The sequence below is a fragment of the Rhodococcus sp. GA1 genome, assembly GCF_024321955.1.
In the GTDB taxonomy this organism is placed as follows: Bacteria; Actinomycetota; Actinomycetes; order Mycobacteriales; family Mycobacteriaceae; genus Rhodococcus; species Rhodococcus pyridinivorans.
This window is the reverse complement of sequence record NZ_CP097186.1, coordinates 3,059,186-3,077,002: the sequence shown is the minus strand read 5'-3', so window position 1 is coordinate 3,077,002 and position 17,817 is coordinate 3,059,186. Positions and strand designations below refer to the sequence as shown.

Below are 17,817 nucleotides of genomic sequence, written 5' to 3'. Positions count from 1 at the left end.
TCAGTCCTCCGTCCGGTCGAGCACATCCGACAGGTCGTAGCGCACCGGCACCTCCAGCTGGTCGAACGTGCAGCTCTCGGGGTCACGGTCGGGACGCCACCGCAGGAACTTCGCTGCGTGCCGGAACCGCATCCCCGCTCCCGACACACCTTCCATCTGGTCGTACGCGACCTCCACGACACATTCGGGACGCAACGGCACCCAGCTGCGGTCCACCGCCGAACGCCACCGCGTCGGTTCACCCTGCTCGACGACGTCGTCCCCGAGTCGCAGCGGTTGCAGTTCGGCGAGCAGTTCCTCGCGCCGCTCCCGCGTGAACGCCGAGGCTCCGCCGACCATCGCGAGTTCGCCGTCGTGATAGAGCCCGAGCAGCAACGACCCGATTCCCTCGACGCTCTTGTGCATGCGGTAGCCCATGAGGACGCAGTCGGCGGTGCGGGCATGTTTGAGCTTGAGCATCTCCCGCTTGTCGGGCACATAGAGCCCGTCGAGTCGCTTGGCGATCACGCCGTCGAGGCCGGCCCCTTCGAACTCCTCGAACCAGCGGCGGGCGGTATCGGTGTCGGTCGTGGCCACCGTGACATGACAGCTCTTACCCCCGCCGATCTCGGACCGCAGCCGCGCGCGCCGCTCCGCGAACGGGGTCTCCATGAGATTCTCGTCGGCGAGAGCGAGCAGATCGAAACCGACGAACACGGCCGGTGTCTGCTCGGCGAGCATCGTGACCCGGCTGGCGGCCGGATGGATCCGCTCGGACAGCGCCTGCCAGTCGAGTCGGGTGCGGCCGTCGTGTTCGCGCGGGACGACGATCTCCCCGTCGACCACGCACCTGCGGGGCAGTTCGGCGCGCGCGGCGTCGGCGAGTTCCGGGAAGTAGCGCACGAGGTCCTTGCCTCCGCGCGAGCCGAGAACCACCTCGTCACCGTCGCGGAAGACGATCGCCCGGAAACCGTCCCATTTGGGTTCGTAGGACCACTCGTCGGGACCGTCTTCGGGTTGGGAGGGGACGGTGGAGGAGACCTTGGCGAGCATCGGGGCGAGCGGCGGCACCACAGGCAGGTCCATGCGGCACATCGTTCCACCCTGTACGGGTACCGGCAGCACTTCCGTAGGCTCTTCGACCATGAACATTCTCCGAGGGGCGGCCGGTGCCGCGATGGCGTTGGCGGCAGCAGGGGTGCTCGGAGGATGCGCGACCCAGGTCGAAGGGCAGGCCGTGCCCGCCGCGAACGCCCTGGACACGTCCACGGCGCCGTCCTTCTCCCTACCCACCACGACCCCGTCGGCGTCGTCGTCGACCGAGTTGAGCGTCGACGTCGCAGTCGGCGAATGCGTCGCGCTCGGCGGCACGGTCGACGACGCGACCATCGACTACGCGGTGTGCGGCAGCCCGAGCTCGAATTACAAGGTCGTCGACGTCGTCGATGCCAGTGCCATGTGCCCCGGCGACATCGACCAGACCTACTACGAGTCCTTCGGCGGCATCGAGGTCGGCGCGTTGTGTCTCGACATCGACTGGGTGGTGGGCGACTGCATCGACCTCGGCGGCGAGGATCCGCAGCGCATCGACTGCGGTGAGCCCGCGGTCCAGGGCGAGGAGGTCACCGAGATCCTGTTCGACACCTCCGACGTGAACGACTGCTCCACGTCCGAGGGGGGGTTCGTGTACCGGGAACGCAACTTCGTGGTCTGCACCGACACCATCTGAGGTTCTCTCCTTGTGCGGATGCCCGTCGCGGCCGCGACGGAGCATGTCGGTGCCTCCCGCAACAATGCGTTCGACAGATCATCATCCGACGGACGCGAGGACGGAACATGACGCACTGGCCGGACAGACCGATCTGCGCGTTCGATCTCGAGACCACCGACCGGGATCCCCGCAACGCCCGCATCGTCACGGCATGCGTCGCGACCTTCGACGGCGATCGCATCGGCACACGCTCGTGGCTGCTCGACCCGGGTATCGCGATACCCGAGGAGACCACCGCGATCCACGGCATCACCACCGCCCACGCCCGCGCCGAAGGACTCGACTATCTCGAGGGATACAAGCAGATCCGGCAGGCCGTGAGCGACGCGTGGGCGCGCGGCCACATCGTCGTCGCATTCAACGCCAGCTACGACCTGACGGTCCTCGACGCCGAAGGACGCCGGCTCGGCCTGACGGGGCTCGACATCGGCACGGTCGTCGACCCGTACGTCATCGACCGGGAGATGGACCGCAGCCGGCCCGGCAGGCGCACACTGCAGGCGGTGTGCGAGGCGTACGGGGTGTCGCTGCCGAATCCGCACGAGGCCGAGGCCGACGCGCTCGCCGCCGGCCACCTGACCCGCGCGCTCGTGGGGAGATTCCCCGAGCTCGCCGAACTCGACATCATGGCCGATCAGGCCGCCTGGCACGCCGAACGGCAACGCAGCTTTGCCGAGTACCTGCGCGGGCTGGGTCGCGAGGTCGTCGACGTCGACGACAGCTGGCCCGTCCGGCTCCCCACGCCGGTGGGTACCGATGTCCTCGAGCGTCCCGCGACCGAGACCAGGTTCCGGCGCGCGCTGCGCGCGATCCGCGGGTTCTTCCGGCGACTGCGCCGCCGCTGATCAGGAGTGCGGTCGATCAGGGCAGCAGTCCCTGCCGCCGCGCCTCGACGACCGCCGCGTGCCGACTGCGCACATCGAGTTTGTCCATGGCGTTGCGCAGATAGGTCTTCACCGTCTCCACGCGCAGCGACAACCTGTCGGCGATCTCCGCGTTGCGGCAGCCCAGCGCCACATGACTCAGCACGTCGTGCTCGCGCGCGGTCAGATGCGTCCGCGGCTGCGACGCACCGTCGCGCGCCCGGGCCAGTGTCTCCTCGACGTTCCGCACCTGTTCCCTGATCACCGGGTCGTCGGTGCGCGCCGCGATCGCCCGCAGCGCCACGAGGCTTTCCGTCAGCGCTTCGGAGACGGAGGCAGGCACGGTGGCGCCGTGCGCGGCCCGCGTGTTCCCGATCAGCGACACGCGGCGATCGACCTCGTCGCGGATCTCGATCTCCCGCGCGAGCTCCGCGGCCGACCGCACGACCTTCTCCGCCACCACGTCGCCGATGGGCCGGTTGACCCTCAGCCCGCCGTAGATCGCCGCCCGGGTGCGTCCGCGCACCACGACCGGCACGGCGAGCAACGACTCGATTCCCTCCCCGGCGACCTGCCGGTCGTAGTGGTGGGTGATGTGCGGGGAGGTGAAGTAGTCGGCGACCGCGCCGGGTCGTTGTTCGACGACCACCCGACCGCCGAGTCCACGTTCGGCGGCGATCACCAGATTGCGCAGGGCACGACCGCGGGTTCCGACGAATCCGGACAGGACGACGTCCGAGCCCTGCACCGCGCCACCGAAGAGCACCGGTAGTTCCGTCGTCGCCTCGAGGTCGCGCAGCGTGGCGCGGAGGGTGTCGAGATCGTCGGGACGCAACACACCCGGCACGGCGACATCCATCGATTGCTCCTGCTCTTCCCTCCGAACACCCACTTTCGAGGGTAGAGGGGCCAGTTCCACGATTTGTAACCTGCACATCGCCCGGTGTTGCAACGATCACAGAAGACGCCGGAATCCGAGTAGGCCACCCCGGAGGTATCCGTGTCCATCGCCCCCGTCCGTCCCGGCTCGACCGGAGCCGCGAACTACAGCCAGATGAGCCCGCTGCGCTTCCTCGAACGGTCCGCGGCGGTGTTCCCGGATCGCACCGCGATCATCCACGGCGACCGCACGTACACCTACGCCGAGTTCGCCGACGAGGCGCAGCGGCTCGCGCGCGTGCTGCGCAGCCGTATCGAGCCGGGCGACAAGATCGCGTACCTGACTCCGAACGTGCCCGAGATGCTCATCGCGCATTTCGCGGTTCCGCTCGCGGGCGGTGTGCTGGTCGCGCTGAACTCGCGCCTGGCCGGGCCGGAACTCGAGTACATCCTCGACCACTCCGAGACGAAGCTGCTGTTCGTCGACTCCGAACTGCTCGGATCGGTCGCGAACGTCCGCGACAACGTTCCGGGCGTCGCCGAGATCATCGAGGTCCCCGACTCCACCGTGCCCGCTCCCGAGGTACCCGCCGGGGTGGCCACCGCCCGGTACGACGAGTTCCTCGCGCAGGCCGACTCGCTCGATGCGACGCCGCTGCCGTGGAGCGTCGACGACGAGCTCGGCGTCATCACCCTCAACTACACCTCGGGCACGACCGGCAAACCCAAGGGCGTGATGTACACCCATCGCGGCGCGTACCTGAACTCGCTGGGCGAGACCTTCCACAACAGCTTCGACGGGCAGAGCAAGTATCTGTGGACACTGCCGATGTTCCACTGCAACGGCTGGTGTACGCCCTGGGCGGTGACCGCTGCGGCGGGCACCCACATCTGCCTGCGGGCGGTGCGGGCCGACGCGATCTGGGATGCCATCGACAACCTCGGTGTCACCAACCTGTGCGGTGCGCCCGCGGTGTGCTCGACCATCGCGAACGCCGAGCAGGCTCATCCACTCGACCGTCCGTTGCGGATCACCACGGCCGGCGCGCCGCCGTCGCCGACGGTGATCGCCCAGCTCGAACAGATCGGCATCACGGTTGTCCACGTCTACGGACTCACCGAGGTGTACGGCCCGTACACGATCTGCGAGTACCAGGACAGCTGGGACGACAAGCCGGCCGACGAACGCGCCGCGCTGCTCTCCCGTCAGGGTGTGGGCATGCTGCAGGCCGAGACCGCGCGGGTCGTCGACGAGGACATGAACGACGTGTCCGCCGACGGCGAGACCATGGGCGAGATCGTGCTGCGCGGCAACAACGTCATGCTCGGCTACTACAAGGACCCGGACGCGACCGAGGAGGCATTCCGCGGCGGCTGGTTCCACACCGGCGACCTCGGCGTGATGTACCCGGACGGATACATCCAGCTCAAGGACCGCGCGAAGGACATCATCATCTCCGGCGGCGAGAACATCTCGACCGTGGAGGTCGAGCAGGCGATCGTCAGCCACCCGGCGGTGCTCGACGTCGCGGTCGTCGGCGTTCCGGACGAGAAGTGGGGTGAGCGTCCCAAGGCGTTCGTGATCCTGAAGAAGGGCGAATCGGTCACGGCCGAGGAGATCATCGACTACACGCGCACGCTGCTCGCCGGGTACAAGGTGCCGCGCGACATCGTCTTCCCGCTGGAGCTGCCCCGCACCTCGACCGGCAAGATCCTGAAGTTCGAGCTGCGATCGGCCGAAGCCGCCGAGGGGTGAGCCGACCCCTCACGACTGCATTGGATACTCGACGCCATGACATCCGGTACCGGTAACAGCACCCGTCGCCTCGATTCGACGGGCCCCGATCCCGCCCAGTTCCGGGTGCATGTCGTCACGCAGGCGATCCGTTTGTTCTCCGAGTTCGGCTACGAGTCGACCACCGTCGAGCAGATCGCCGCGGCCGCAGGGGTGTCGCGGCGGACCTTCTTCCGGCAGTTCCGGTCGAAGGAGGACGTGATCTTCGCCGATCACGAGTCGCTGCTCGAGCAGGTCGCCGAGTACCTCTCGCAGGATTTCGACGATCCGTGGGCGGCGGCCTGCGAGGGGGCCAAGCTCGTCTTCGGTCACTTCCGGGACCGGCGCGAGCTGGCGGTGTGGCGGTATCGGGTGGTGCAGCGGGTGCCGGCGCTGCGGGAGCGCGAACTCGTCACCACCTACCGCTACGAGCGGTTGTTCACCGACTTCCTGCGCGCCGCCGTCCCGACGGAGAAGCCGGTGCGCACCGTCAGCTTCGCGGCGGCGATGACCGCCACGCACAATTTCGTGTTGCGCGCGATGATCCGCGGCGACGAGACCGCCACTGCCGAACGCCTCGAGCAGGAGCTGCTCGAGCTCCGCCGCACGTACGGGGTGGTTCCGGTGCCCGAAGGCGCGACGAACGGGAAGGTCGCGCCGGCTCCGCCGGCGGTCGCGGTGGTGACCTATCCGGCCCACCTGACACCGGCCGAGATCGCCGAGCAGGTTCGGCTCCAACTCGAAGGCGCACAGCAGCGCCGTTGACCTGGCACTGAGTGCCGTGGTTACAATCGACTCATTCCGTCACGTCGCGAACCCTCGCCCCGATATCGTCGAGGGAGCTACGTTCGCAAATCTGGCACCGCGTGCCGTTAGGAGTCCGCCGTCATGGCCCTCAATCCCGACTTCGATCTGTTCAAGCTCTCCGAGGAGCACGACGCGCTGCGCGAGGCCATTCGCGCGCTCGCCGAGAAGGAGATCGCGCCCTACGCCAAGGACGTCGACGAGAACTCCCGCTTCCCGCAGGAAGCCCTCGACGCCCTCAACAAGTCGGGCTTCAACGCCATCCACGTGCCCGAGCAGTTCGAAGGCCAGGGCGCCGACTCGATCGCCGCCTGCATCGTCATCGAAGAGGTCGCCCGAGTATGCGGCTCCTCCTCGCTGATCCCCGCCGTCAACAAGCTCGGCACCATGGGCCTGATCCTCCGCGGCTCCGACGAACTCAAGGCCAAGGTCCTCCCCGACATCGTCAACGGCGCGATGGCCTCCTACGCGCTGTCCGAGCGCGAAGCCGGCTCCGACGCCGCCTCCATGCGCACCCGCGCCAAGGCCGACGGCGACGACTGGATCCTCAACGGCTCCAAGTGCTGGATCACCAACGGTGGTAAGTCCACCTGGTACACCGTCATGGCCGTCACCGACCCCGAGAAGGGCGCCAACGGCATCTCCTCCTTCATGGTCCACAAGGACGACGAGGGCTTCGTCGTCGGACCGAAGGAGAAGAAGCTCGGCATCAAGGGCTCCCCCACCGCCGAGCTGTACTTCGAGAACTGCCGCATCCCCGGCGACCGCATCGTCGGCGAGCCGGGCACCGGCTTCAAGACCGCTCTCGCGACCCTCGACCACACCCGCCCCACCATCGGTGCGCAGGCCGTCGGCCTCGCCCAGGGCGCCCTCGACGCGGCGACCGCCTACGTCAAGGACCGCAAGCAGTTCGGCCGCCCGATCTCCGACAACCAGGGTGTGCAGTTCATGCTCGCCGACATGGCGATGAAGGTCGAGGCCGCACGCCTGATGGTCTACACCTCCGCCGCTCGCGCCGAGCGCGGCGAGCCCAACCTCGGCTTCATCTCGGCCGCCGCGAAGTGCTTCGCGTCGGACGTCGCCATGGAGGTCACCACCGACGCCGTGCAGCTGTTCGGTGGCGCCGGCTACACCACCGACTTCCCGGTCGAGCGCATGATGCGCGACGCGAAGATCACGCAGATCTACGAGGGCACCAACCAGATCCAACGCGTCGTCATGTCGCGCGCGCTGCTGCGCTGACACCGGTCGCGTAGGTTACCCCCGGAACATCGAAGCGATCAGGAGTTACCGCAGTGGCAGTGGAAAAGGTAGGCGTGATCGGTGGCGGCACCATGGGTGCCGGTATCGCCGAGGTGTGCGCCAAGGCCGGTAGCGACGTCCTCGTCAAGGAGACCACCGAGGAGTTCGCCGCCGCGGCACGCGAGCGTCTGAAGAAGTCGATCGGACGTGGCGTCAAGTCCGGCAAGATCACGCAGGAGGACGCCGACGCGGTCCTCGGACGGATCCGCGTCACCCTCGACCTGAAGGAGTTCGCCGACCGCGACCTCGTCGTCGAGGCCGCCCCCGAGATCGAGTCTCTCAAGGTGGAGATCTTCTCCGAGCTCGACAAGATCGTGAAGCCCGAAGGCATCCTCGCCACCAACACGTCGTCGATCCCCGTCATCAAGATGGCGCAGGCGACGCAGCGGCCCGGCAAGGTCGTGGGCGTGCACTTCTTCAACCCGGTGCCGGTGATGCCGCTCGTCGAGATCATTTCGGCGCTCACCACCGACGAGGCCACCGCCGACACGGTGTTCGACTACGCGAAGAACACCCTCGGCAAGACGGCCGTGCGCGCAGGCGACCGTGCGGGTTTCATCGTCAACGCCCTGCTCATCCCGTACCTGTGCTCGGCAGTGCGCATGCTCGAGTCGGGCTACGCGACGAAGGAAGACATCGACGCCGCGATGAAGGGCGGCTGCGGCTACCCGATGGGACCGCTGACCCTCATCGACACCGTCGGCCTCGACATCACCCTCAACGCCGCGCAGTCGCTGTACGACGAGTTCGCCGAGCCGCACTACGCACCCCCGGCACTGCTGCGCCGCATGGTCGACGCGGGTCGCCTGGGTCGCAAGACCGGCGAGGGCTTCTACAGCTACAAGTAGGCCTCACTCGGACGCCCCTGCCGTTCCTTCTCGGAACGGCGGGGGCGTCTGCGCATCCGGACAGCCGGGAGGTACGCAACAACAGTTCCGGGTTCGCAACACGGCCAGCAACTGCCGGCGTTGCGAACCTTCACTACGTGTTGCGTACCTCGCGTACGACCGATGCCCCGCTCGAAGTCGCCCGACGGTCCGCTCCGGCTCCGTGAGGGCGCCGTCTGCTATCGTCCCCACCCGGACGTATCGGGGGATTCTGTCGGGGGGCAGTGGTGACATTGCACGTAGATCCTGAAGTGCTGCGCACATTCGCAGCCTTCGTGGCGGACACCGCCGACGCGATGAACGACTGGGACGTCGGCGAACCGTATGCCGTGTCGCAATCAGCACTTCCCGGAACAGAATTCGCGGCCGTCTGCGCACGAGCCTTCACCGCCACCGATCAAGCACTCGGCAACGTGTGCAGTCGCCTGCGCGAGATCGTCGACATCACCGACGGCGCCGCGAACGATTACGTCGTCGCAGAGACGGACTTCGTGGCTGCACTCTCGGCGATGGATCAGCACGGATGAGACCGGGAGTCGCTGCGGTCCGGTCCTGGAATCCCGACGCGCTGCGAATCACCGCCGACCACCTCGACGTGCTCGTCGACACACTCGACGACCGCATGAAAGGTCTGCTCACCGAGCAGGATGTGCTCGCCGAGCGATGGTCCGGCGACGCCGCGCGTGCCGCCGCCGCGCGAGTGGTCCGCGAACGCTCGCTGGGCAGCGCCATCGCCGAAGCCCTCCTGCAGGTCGCGGAGGCGTACCGCACCGGCGCGTGGCTCGTCGAAGGCACCCGCCTGCACCTCCTGTCGGTCGTGGGTGGCGCCGAACAGTCCGGGTTCACCGTGCACGACGACGGCACCGTCGACCCCTCCGACCAGATCCACATCCTCTCGGCGACGCTGCCGGCCGAAGCCGTCGCAGAGGCCCGCGTCCGCCTCGAACACGAAGCAACGGAACTGACCCACACCGTCACCGGCGCTCTCGAACAGGCGTCGCGAGCCGCAACCGAAACTGCCGATCGCATCACCGCCGCCGTTGCGGTACTCGAAGCAGCCAGGGATGCCGCGGTGCCGGGGAAGGTCGTGCAGAACGAGAACGGCGAGTTCTCCTGGTGGCCGGACTGGCCATCCACCATCGCAGCGTCGTCCATCAGCGCAATGTCCGGAGCTACCAAGGAACTCCTGACCGACGCGGCGGTGGCCTCGGGCGACGATGTCGCACGCAACATCGCGCGCGGAATGAACCCGGCTGCCGCTGCAGTAGGCACCGTTCCTGCGATCGTCAACGACATCAAGGGAGGGATGGATCCCACCGAGGCAATAGTCTCCGAGAGCGCCGGAACCGTTGCCGGCATGCTCGGTGCCGTAGCCGCATCGAAACTTTCAGCGGCGTTCATCGGGGCAGTGGGCGGTTCGGTCGTCCCGGGAGTCGGCACTGCAGCGGGCTTCGTTGCCGGCCTCATAGGTGGCGGCGCAGCCACATGGTACGCATCCAAGAAAATCCAGGAGTTGTGGTGACGACCGAAAACGTTCCGCCGGACCGATATCGAACTCACATCGATTCGTTCTTCGACCCTCGTTGGCCGCAGCAACTGCGAATCGGGTGGTGCATGGGCGGGGTCTTCGCTGCTGTTCTGGCTGTATGGTCCCTCGGGGATGCACTGGTGAACGTCGGGCACGAAGAATCGATATCCACAATCGGCTCGGTAGTGTTCGGAACGTCGATGCTACTCATGAGTGTCGCAGCGTTCAGGCACGGCGGGATTCGAAATGTATTGCATTCCAAGCGGGTCAGGAGTAATAAACATTCTGAACTCGGAATCGGAATCGTTGTGCCGGGAGGACTCACCCTTCCCAGCCTGGCTGTTGCCATGCTTATCTTCAACGGCCTTACCGGTTTGGCCATCTCTGCTCTGAACGTCTACATCACCGACAGATCCGAGTTGCCGCATGGTTACGACCCCCGAACCACTGCAATCTTCGCGCTCGTGGGTGGGATCGTTCTCTTGCTCATGGCGGCGGCGTTCATCTGGTTCCGACTTCCCACCACACTGGGGTTGTATCCACACGGAATCGAAAGAGTCGTACGTTCTCGCAAGCTCCGACGAAACAATGCCACCGTGCAATTTGTGCATTGGAACGATATCGAGGGCATCGCCGGAACGGATATCGTGACCCGTTCCGGATACGGCGACGTCCGGACTCCGATGATCCACATCCACACGACCGGACGGATTCCCCCGGAAGCGCGCATCCCCCACGACGAAGAACACATTCTCGCCATCGTCTGCACTTGGCTCATCGCAGAACCCAACACACTCCTGGCCCTGGCCCGACGAATGCATGAACGTCCACACGACCGCACACTCCTCGCTCGGGAGGACGCGGCCGAACTTCTCAGACCACCGCCTTTGCGAGGGCGATTCCGGATGGCACGCCACCAGGAGGCGTCTCGATGAATGCTTCGCTTCAGACGACGCTCTCCGACTACCTCGCAGCACGCGAAGTCGAACTGAGCCCCTGCGACCCGGACGATCCGCGGCACCCGCAACCGGAATCCCAGGCGCCGGAAGGCTGGATCACACTCCCCCGCGATGTCTTTCCGCACGCACATACGGTTCTCGTAGCTCCCCAGTCCGTCATGGATGATTGGGCACCCAACGCCGTACTCCTCCACGGCGCACTGTCGAAATGGCGGCCGACGGACGAACTGCTGGAGGTCGCGGGGAATGAAGTTCGCGAACTGCCCGCATGGAGGGAGAGGTTCCGCGACACATCCGATTTCCGCGGGCACCGATCGGTGATCGTCCAAGGCTCCTATCGAGTGGACGACGTCGAGTACACCGCCGTGACGCGATATCTCGTGATCGACCACGAGTACGATCGCTACCTGACGCAACTGACGGCAACCGCACGTTCCGACAACGCCGAGTCTCTTATCGCTCATCTGCATGCAATCCACGAGGGACTGAGAATCCGGTGAGCGATTCCATCGAGCCGTGCCCGTACGGAGAACGATCCGAACCTGCTTGGCCGCAACGGTTTCGTACGGGATCGCTCTGCCTCGGCGTGTTCCTGGCCGGGGCCGGAATCCTTGTGCTGCAGAAGACCATGGACGATCGGCGAGCGGATGACCTCGGAGCCATCGCCCTGGGGTTCTGTCTCGCTCTGATGACGGCGTTAGGTTCGGCCTGGGGCTTCGAGCGGGCCGGCTTCCACCGATTCGGTTTGCATCCGAGGATCCGGCAGTGCCGAGACGACATTCACGGCCCCGGCATCGAGATTCCCTACGTGAGAATACTTCCCGTTCAGCTGTCCGCTGTGTTCTCCTGCATCACAGTGTCGGGCGCATTCATGATTCGTGCGTCGAACCGACCGGACGGAGCGATGCTTCTTGCGAGACACGAGCTCCCCCACTCCGGCTCGTTCATCGCATGGACGACATGTGCAACCGTGGCGGTGTGCGCTCTACCCTTCTTGATCCACCCCCGGGGATCCACCCGTCTCCATGCCGACGGTATTCGCCGCCGCACGACATGGCTCGTGCGGCGTGGCGTTTCGGACGTGTTCGTTCGATGGGACGAGATCCAGGAAGTGGATGCCGATGTCTACACCGTCTCGGGCCGCGGGGCGTCTACGCACAATCCACTCATCCGTCTCCACGTACCCGGCTACGAACCGACTCCGCCTCGCGTGGCGCACGACAAGCCGGATTCGTTCACCGTGCCGGCGTACGTTCTCGTGAGCGATCCCAACACGCTGCTCGGACTCATCGACCGCCTCCATGGGTGTCCCGAAGATCGCCATCTCGTCACCACACCCGAGGCCCCAGAACTCCTTCGTCCCCTCCCGGTGCGGGAACGCTTACGTATCGCGCGGAAGATTCCGCGTCAACAGCGGGAATGGTGATGGGCACGCAACACCGGTGGTGGGTTCGCAACGCCGACAGTGACCGACCACGTTGCGAGCCTTCACCCCACGTTGCGTACCTCGGTCATTTTCCGTTGTTCGGGCCGTGGACGCGGCGGTGCAGTGCTTCCATCCGCAGGTCCAGATCGCGCGCAGTTTCCGCGGCGAGGCGGAGCTCCTCGCGCAGTTCGTCCGGTACCTCGCGATCGTGCTTGTAGTAGATCTTGTGTTCCAGGCTCGCCCAGAAGTCCATGGCGACCGTGCGGATCTGCAGTTCGACGTAGACGCGCTCGACCCGGTCGGACATGTACACCGGGATCTGGACGATCACGTGCACGCTGCTGTACCCGTTGGGTTTCGGGCGCGCGATGTAGTCCTCGATCTCGACGACCGTCACGTCGAGCTGGCTCGTGATCATGTCGATGATCCGGTAGACGTCCGACGTGAAGCTGCACGTGATGCGGATGCCTGCGATATCGCGGACGGCCTCGCGGATGCCGTCGAGCGAGGCGGGCGCACCCTTCCGTTCCGCCTTGGCGAGGATCGACTCGGGACTCTTCAACCGCGACTTCACGTGCTCGATCGGGTTGTACTCGCGGGCGTAGGTGAACTCCTCGCGCAGGATGTTGATCTTCGTCATCATCTCGTCGATGCCGAACTTGTACACCATGAGTGCGCGTCGCAGATCTTGCGCGAGATGCTCCACTGCGACCAGCGGTGCCTGCACGTCGTCCGGTGTCGGTAGTCCCGGTTCGGGTTCGCCCACCGTCGTCTTCACTCGATTCCTCCTCGATCACTTCCGGGATCGAGTCTGCCAGTCCGACCACGACAGGCGGTTCTGACCGCCCTGACCTGCAGTGATGCGAGACGGTCCACTCGAACAGGACTCCCGCCGATCGTCGATCGAGGCATCCGGACGCCTCGAAGCCCAGTGCTTGCCCCAACCGAGTTCAGCGCTTACCCCGACCGAGTCGGTCGAGCACGACCGCCCGCAGCGAACGCGCTTCGATGCCGGCCTCGCGGCGGGCGCGTCCTCGGGTCACGAGCACCCCGATGAGCGCGATCACCCAGATCGGGTACTGCGCGAACCACGCGACGCGGAAGGCGTCGAAGGTGTAGCCGCCGAGCCGGTCGAGCACGATGCCCATCGTCTGCACGACCAGCAGCGTCGCGAGGAAGCCACCGATGTTGACGATGCCGTTGGCCGTGCCGAGCGCGGTCCCGGGATTGAAGGTGCGGGCGTAGTCGAAGCCGATCATCGATCCCGGCCCGCCCACCGAGATGACGACGACGAGCACCACGAGCAGCCACAGCGGTGCGGGTCCGGGCAGGGCGAGCACCGCCGACCACGTCACTGCGCTGGCGAGGATGATCATGAGCACAAGCCACGAGCGTCTGGTCGGGAAGCGTCCCGACAGCACGCCGAGGATGGGTCCGGCGGAGATGGCGGTGACCACCGAGACGGTCAGCATCGAGCCGGCCGCCGCGGGTGACAGGCCCTGCGCGGAGACCAGATACGGCACGCCCCACATGAGCGCGAAGGTCGTCACCGAGAACTGCGTGCCCATGTGGGTGAAGAAGCCGAGCTTGGTGCCGGGGCGCCGCCACACCGTGCCGAGCCCGCCGATCACCTCCCGCAGCCCTGACGCGGTGGCTTCGCGCGTCTCACCGGGCGGGGTGTCGCGCACGACCGCGAACACCAGCACGCACGCGAGCAGGCCGAGCGCCGCGGCACTGCCGTAGGCGGCCGTCCATCCGGTGCCGGTGAGCAGCAGGACGAACGGCACCGCCGACAGCACCTGGCCGAGCTGGCCGAAGATGCCCGTCAGCTGCGAAACGACAGGCACGCGGCGCGGCGCGAACCACACCGGCACGAGCCGCAGCACCGAGATGAACGTCAGGGCGTCACCGACACCGACCAGCACTCGGGCCAGATACGCGACCGGCAGCGACTCGGTGAGGGCGAGGATCGCCTGACCGACGGCGAGGATCACGGCGCCGGTCGCGATCATCCGCCGCGAACCGAACCTGTCGAGGAGCACACCGGCCGGGATCTGCATCCCCGCGTAGACGATGAGCTGGAGGACGACGAAGCCGGACAGCACCGACGGTGAGATCTCGAAGCGTTCGGTGGCGGCGAGTCCGGAGACGCCGAACGCCGTCCGGTGGAGGACGGCGACGATGTAGGCGAAGACTCCGATACCCCAGACCAGCCATGCCCTCATGTCACAAGGACGATACGCGTCGGTCTGTTAACGGTGCTGATTACTCACGTCCGAGCGACACCCACATCGGGTCGGCCGCACGCGGACCGGCGACCTTGCCGGCGAGACGATCCAGCCGTGCAACCTGCTCGTCGGTGAGCGTCACGTCGAGCGCTCCGGCGTTCTCGGTGACGCGATTCGCGTAGCGGGTGCCGGGGATCGACACCGACGGCAACCCGAACTCGCGCCCCTTCGCGTCCAGCCATGCCAGGGCGATCTGCGCGATGGTCGCGTCCGCCTCCTTCGCAACCGCCCGCACCTCTTCACGGACCGAGAGGTTGGTCGGCAGGGCGTCGGCGTCGAAGCGCGGGAAGCGCTTGCGCAGGTCGTTCTCGGCGACCTGTCCGGGATCGAAGGCGTCGGTGAGCAGCCCCCGGCTCACCGGCGAGTACGGCACGAAGCCGATACCGAGTTCGGCGGCGGTGGGCACCACGTGCCGTTCGACGTCGCGCGAGACGATGCTCCACTCCGACTGGATCGCCGCGATCGGGTGGACGGCGTGCGCGCGACGCAGTTCGTCGCCCGTGGCCTCCGACAGTCCGATGTGCCGCACCTTGCCGGCCTGCACGAGTTCGGCGAGGGCACCGACCGTATCCTCGACCGGCACGTCAGGATCCACGCGGTGCAGGTAGTACAGGTCGACGTGGTCGACGCCGAGACGCCCGAGCGACTCGTCGATGGCCTGCTTCGCGTATTCGGGACGGCCGTTGATGCGACGGTTGGCGGTGCCCGTGCCGCCGACCGCGCCGACGAGACCGAACTTCGTCGCCAGCTGGACCTCGTCCCGCCGGTCGGCGAGCAGCGTGCCGACCACCTTCTCGCTGGTGCCGTCGCCGTAGACGTCGGCGGTGTCGATGAAGGTGATGCCCAGATCCACGGCGTGGTGCAGGGTCGCGAGTGCCTCGTCGAGATTCACCTCGCCGTATGCGGGGGCGACGGACATCGCGCCGTAACCCTGGGCGCTGACGACGAGACCGGGCGCGAGCTGGACGGTGGGGACAGGCATGTACTTCTCCTCGACGACGACACGGTGCGACTCCCGATCGTCCCGCATCCCGCGCATGATCGCAGGAGTTGAAATCGCCGTGATCCGAGCAGCCCGCGCCCTAGGCTGAGATCCATGGTGACCGACTGGCTCTCCCTGCAACGAACCGCGCGTCGCGAGTTCGACGACCGTGTCGCGCAGATCCGCGACTGGCACGCACCCACCCCGGACACCGAGTGGGACGTCACCGACCTGGTGTGGCACATGGTCGACGAGCAGCGCTGGATCCAGCCGCTGCTCTCCGGCCGTTCCCTCGACGACGCGAAGGCCGCACTCGAACCGATCGGGGACGATCTCGCCGCCGAATGGGCACGCTTCGCCGAGCAGGCGACCGCCGCGTGGGCGATGGCGTCACCGTCCCAGGAGGTCCACCTGTCCTACGGCACCGTCCCGTGCCTCGACTACATGAAACAGCAGGTCGCGGACATCACCGTGCACACCTGGGATCTCGCCCGGGCCATCGGTGCCGACGAAACGCTCGACGCCGACCTCGTCGACGCCGTGCTCGCCGACATCGAACCGCAGAAGAACATGCTCGCCTCGAGCGGTCTGTTCGCCGATCCCGTCCCGGTCCCCGACGACGCGTCCCCGCAGGACCGGCTCATCGCCCTCACCGGCCGCGACCCCAGGAAGGCGTCATGACGGACCGACCCGATATCAAGCCCCGCAGCCGCGACGTCACCGACGGCATGGAGAAGGCCGCCTCGCGCGGCATGCTCCGTGCGGTGGGGATGGGAGACGAGGACTGGGGCAAGCCGCAGATCGGTGTGGCGTCGTCGTGGAACGAGATCACCCCCTGCAACCTCCCGCTCGAACGCCTCGCGCGATCGGTGAAGGAGGGCGTGCACGCCGCGGGCGGTTACCCGCTCGAATTCGGCACCATCTCCGTGTCCGACGGGATCTCGATGGGGCATGAGGGTATGCACTTCTCCCTGGTCTCCCGTGAGGTCATCGCCGACAGCGTCGAGACGGTGATGCAGGCCGAGCGACTCGACGGCTCGGTGCTGCTCGCGGGATGCGACAAGTCCCTGCCCGGCATGCTCATGGCTGCCGCCCGCCTCGATCTCGCCGCCGTCTTCCTGTACGCCGGGTCGATCCTGCCGGGCATCGCGAAACTGTCCGACGGCACCGAACGCGACGTGACGATCATCGATGCCTTCGAGGCGGTCGGGGCGTGTGCGCGAGGCCTGATGTCCGAGACCGATCTCGACGCGATCGAACGCGCCATCTGCCCCGGTGAGGGCGCCTGCGGCGGCATGTACACCGCGAACACGATGGCCGCGTCGGCCGAAGCGCTCGGTATGTCGCTGCCGGGAAGCGCATCCCCACCCGCCACCGATCGTCGCCGCGACGGTTTCGCCCGGCGCAGCGGACAGGCGGTGGTCGAGTTGTTGCGTCGCGGAATCACGGCCTCCGACATCCTCACCAAGGAGGCGTTCGAGAACGCCATCGCGGTGGTCATGGCCTTCGGGGGATCCACGAACGCCGTGCTCCACCTGCTCGCGATCGCGCACGAGGCGCAGGTGGATCTGAGCCTCGACGACTTCGTCCGCGTGGGCGCGCGGGTGCCGCATCTCGCCGACGTCAAACCGTTCGGCCGGCACGTGATGAAGGACGTCGACCACATCGGCGGCGTCCCGGTCATCATGAAGGCGCTGCTCGACGCGGGTCTGCTGCACGGCGACTGCCTCACCGTCACCGGGAACACCGTGGCCGAGAACCTCGCCGGCATCAGGCCACCCGACCCGGACGGCAAGGTGCTGCGTGCCCTGAGCGACCCCATCCACCCCACGGGGGGCATCACGATCCTGCGGGGCAGTCTCGCTCCCGGCGGAGCGGTGGTGAAGTCCGCAGGCTTCGACGAGTCGGTCTTCGAGGGAACGGCGCGGGTCTTCGAACGCGAACGCGCCGCGATGGACGCGCTCGAGGACGGCACCATCACCGCAGGCGACGTGGTGGTCATCCGGTACGAGGGTCCCAAGGGTGGCCCGGGCATGCGCGAGATGCTCGCGATCACCGGTGCGATCAAGGGCGCCGGGCTAGGCAAGGACGTCCTGCTGCTCACCGACGGACGATTCTCCGGTGGTACCACCGGGTTGTGCGTCGGGCACGTCGCCCCGGAGGCCGTCGACGGCGGCCCCATCGCCTTCGTCCGCGACGGCGACCGGATCCGTCTCGACGTCTCGAACGGCCTGCTCGACGTGCTGGTCGACGAGAAGGAAATGGAAACGCGGCGACAGTGCTGGGAGCCACTGCCGCCGCGCTACACCCGGGGTGTACTGGCGAAGTACACGAAGCTGGTCGGTTCCGCATCGAACGGTGCGGTGTGCGGATGA

At 67.0% G+C, this 17,817-nt stretch carries 18 protein-coding genes; 13 read left to right on the top strand and 5 right to left on the bottom strand.

Annotated features, from left to right (window positions below):
• Positions 1-1,065, bottom strand: coding sequence for an ATP-dependent DNA ligase (locus M3330_RS14610; RefSeq protein WP_255025189.1), 1,065 nt, complete (start codon positions 1,063-1,065; stop codon positions 1-3).
• 58 nt (positions 1,066-1,123) lie between these two features.
• Here M3330_RS14610 and M3330_RS14605 point away from each other — a divergent pair, with 58 nt between their 5' ends.
• Positions 1,124-1,708, top strand: coding sequence for a hypothetical protein (locus M3330_RS14605; protein ID WP_033098417.1), 585 nt, complete (start codon positions 1,124-1,126; stop codon positions 1,706-1,708).
• A 107-nt stretch (positions 1,709-1,815) separates the two neighbouring features.
• Positions 1,816-2,595 carry a 3'-5' exonuclease gene (locus M3330_RS14600; RefSeq protein ID WP_255025186.1) on the top strand — a complete coding sequence of 260 codons (780 nt, stop codon included), beginning with the start codon at positions 1,816-1,818 and terminating at the stop codon, positions 2,593-2,595.
• Between the two features lie 16 nt (positions 2,596-2,611).
• Here M3330_RS14600 and M3330_RS14595 read toward each other — a convergent pair whose 3' ends face one another.
• A complete protein-coding gene (locus tag M3330_RS14595) occupies positions 2,612-3,472 on the bottom strand; it encodes a LuxR C-terminal-related transcriptional regulator (protein ID WP_006553688.1) in 861 nt (286 codons plus the stop codon).
• 195 nt (positions 3,473-3,667) lie between these two features.
• Here M3330_RS14595 and M3330_RS14590 point away from each other — a divergent pair, with 195 nt between their 5' ends.
• The 9 genes from M3330_RS14590 (at position 3,668) to M3330_RS14550 (ending at position 12,172) form a co-directional block, all read left to right on the top strand.
• Positions 3,668-5,248 carry an acyl--CoA ligase family protein gene (locus M3330_RS14590; protein WP_255028916.1) on the top strand — a complete coding sequence of 527 codons (1,581 nt, stop codon included), beginning with the start codon at positions 3,668-3,670 and terminating at the stop codon, positions 5,246-5,248.
• Between the two features lie 36 nt (positions 5,249-5,284).
• On the top strand, positions 5,285-6,031 hold the full coding sequence (locus M3330_RS14585) for a TetR family transcriptional regulator (RefSeq protein ID WP_006553690.1): 747 nt from the start codon (positions 5,285-5,287) through the stop codon (positions 6,029-6,031).
• A 123-nt stretch (positions 6,032-6,154) separates the two neighbouring features.
• The gene (locus M3330_RS14580) at positions 6,155-7,312 is read left to right on the top strand and encodes an acyl-CoA dehydrogenase (protein WP_006553691.1); all 1,158 of its coding nucleotides are present in this window, start codon (positions 6,155-6,157) and stop codon (positions 7,310-7,312) included.
• Positions 7,313-7,371: 59 nt separating this feature from the next.
• Positions 7,372-8,220, top strand: a complete 849-nt coding sequence (locus M3330_RS14575) for a 3-hydroxybutyryl-CoA dehydrogenase (RefSeq protein ID WP_006553692.1) — start codon at positions 7,372-7,374, stop codon at positions 8,218-8,220.
• A gap of 290 nt (positions 8,221-8,510) precedes the next feature.
• Complete coding sequence (locus M3330_RS14570; RefSeq protein ID WP_254707489.1) at positions 8,511-8,786, top strand: hypothetical protein; 276 nt, start codon at positions 8,511-8,513, stop codon at positions 8,784-8,786.
• Positions 8,783-9,781 (top strand): hypothetical protein, encoded by a 999-nt coding sequence (locus M3330_RS14565; RefSeq protein ID WP_255025179.1) that lies wholly within the window; start codon positions 8,783-8,785, stop codon positions 9,779-9,781. The genes M3330_RS14570 and M3330_RS14565 overlap by 4 nt, the downstream gene beginning before the upstream one ends.
• Entirely contained in the window at positions 9,778-10,722 is a 945-nt protein-coding gene (locus M3330_RS14560) for a hypothetical protein (protein WP_230811164.1), read from the top strand. The genes M3330_RS14565 and M3330_RS14560 overlap by 4 nt, the downstream gene beginning before the upstream one ends.
• Entirely contained in the window at positions 10,719-11,246 is a 528-nt protein-coding gene (locus tag M3330_RS14555; RefSeq protein ID WP_219129542.1) for an LpqN/LpqT family lipoprotein, read from the top strand. The genes M3330_RS14560 and M3330_RS14555 overlap by 4 nt, the downstream gene beginning before the upstream one ends.
• Positions 11,243-12,172, top strand: a complete 930-nt coding sequence (locus M3330_RS14550) for a hypothetical protein (protein ID WP_255025178.1) — start codon at positions 11,243-11,245, stop codon at positions 12,170-12,172. The genes M3330_RS14555 and M3330_RS14550 overlap by 4 nt, the downstream gene beginning before the upstream one ends.
• A gap of 85 nt (positions 12,173-12,257) precedes the next feature.
• Here the strand turns inward: M3330_RS14550 and M3330_RS14545 are convergent, their stop codons facing one another.
• The 3 genes from M3330_RS14545 to M3330_RS14535 all read right to left on the bottom strand — a co-directional run bounded on the left by M3330_RS14545 (position 12,258) and on the right by M3330_RS14535 (position 15,442).
• Entirely contained in the window at positions 12,258-12,950 is a 693-nt protein-coding gene (locus tag M3330_RS14545) for a GTP pyrophosphokinase family protein (RefSeq protein ID WP_006550989.1), read from the bottom strand.
• Between the two features lie 172 nt (positions 12,951-13,122).
• Positions 13,123-14,397, bottom strand: coding sequence for a nitrate/nitrite transporter (locus M3330_RS14540; protein ID WP_064851670.1), 1,275 nt, complete (start codon positions 14,395-14,397; stop codon positions 13,123-13,125).
• A 40-nt stretch (positions 14,398-14,437) separates the two neighbouring features.
• Positions 14,438-15,442 carry an aldo/keto reductase gene (locus tag M3330_RS14535; RefSeq protein ID WP_064851703.1) on the bottom strand — a complete coding sequence of 335 codons (1,005 nt, stop codon included), beginning with the start codon at positions 15,440-15,442 and terminating at the stop codon, positions 14,438-14,440.
• Between the two features lie 114 nt (positions 15,443-15,556).
• Here M3330_RS14535 and M3330_RS14530 point away from each other — a divergent pair, with 114 nt between their 5' ends.
• Together M3330_RS14530 and ilvD are read left to right on the top strand one after the other, a co-directional pair.
• Entirely contained in the window at positions 15,557-16,123 is a 567-nt protein-coding gene (locus M3330_RS14530) for a TIGR03086 family metal-binding protein (RefSeq protein WP_064851671.1), read from the top strand.
• Positions 16,120-17,817: a dihydroxy-acid dehydratase gene (gene ilvD, locus M3330_RS14525; RefSeq protein ID WP_064851672.1), complete on the top strand. Its 1,698-nt coding sequence runs from the start codon at positions 16,120-16,122 to the stop codon at positions 17,815-17,817. The genes M3330_RS14530 and ilvD overlap by 4 nt, the downstream gene beginning before the upstream one ends.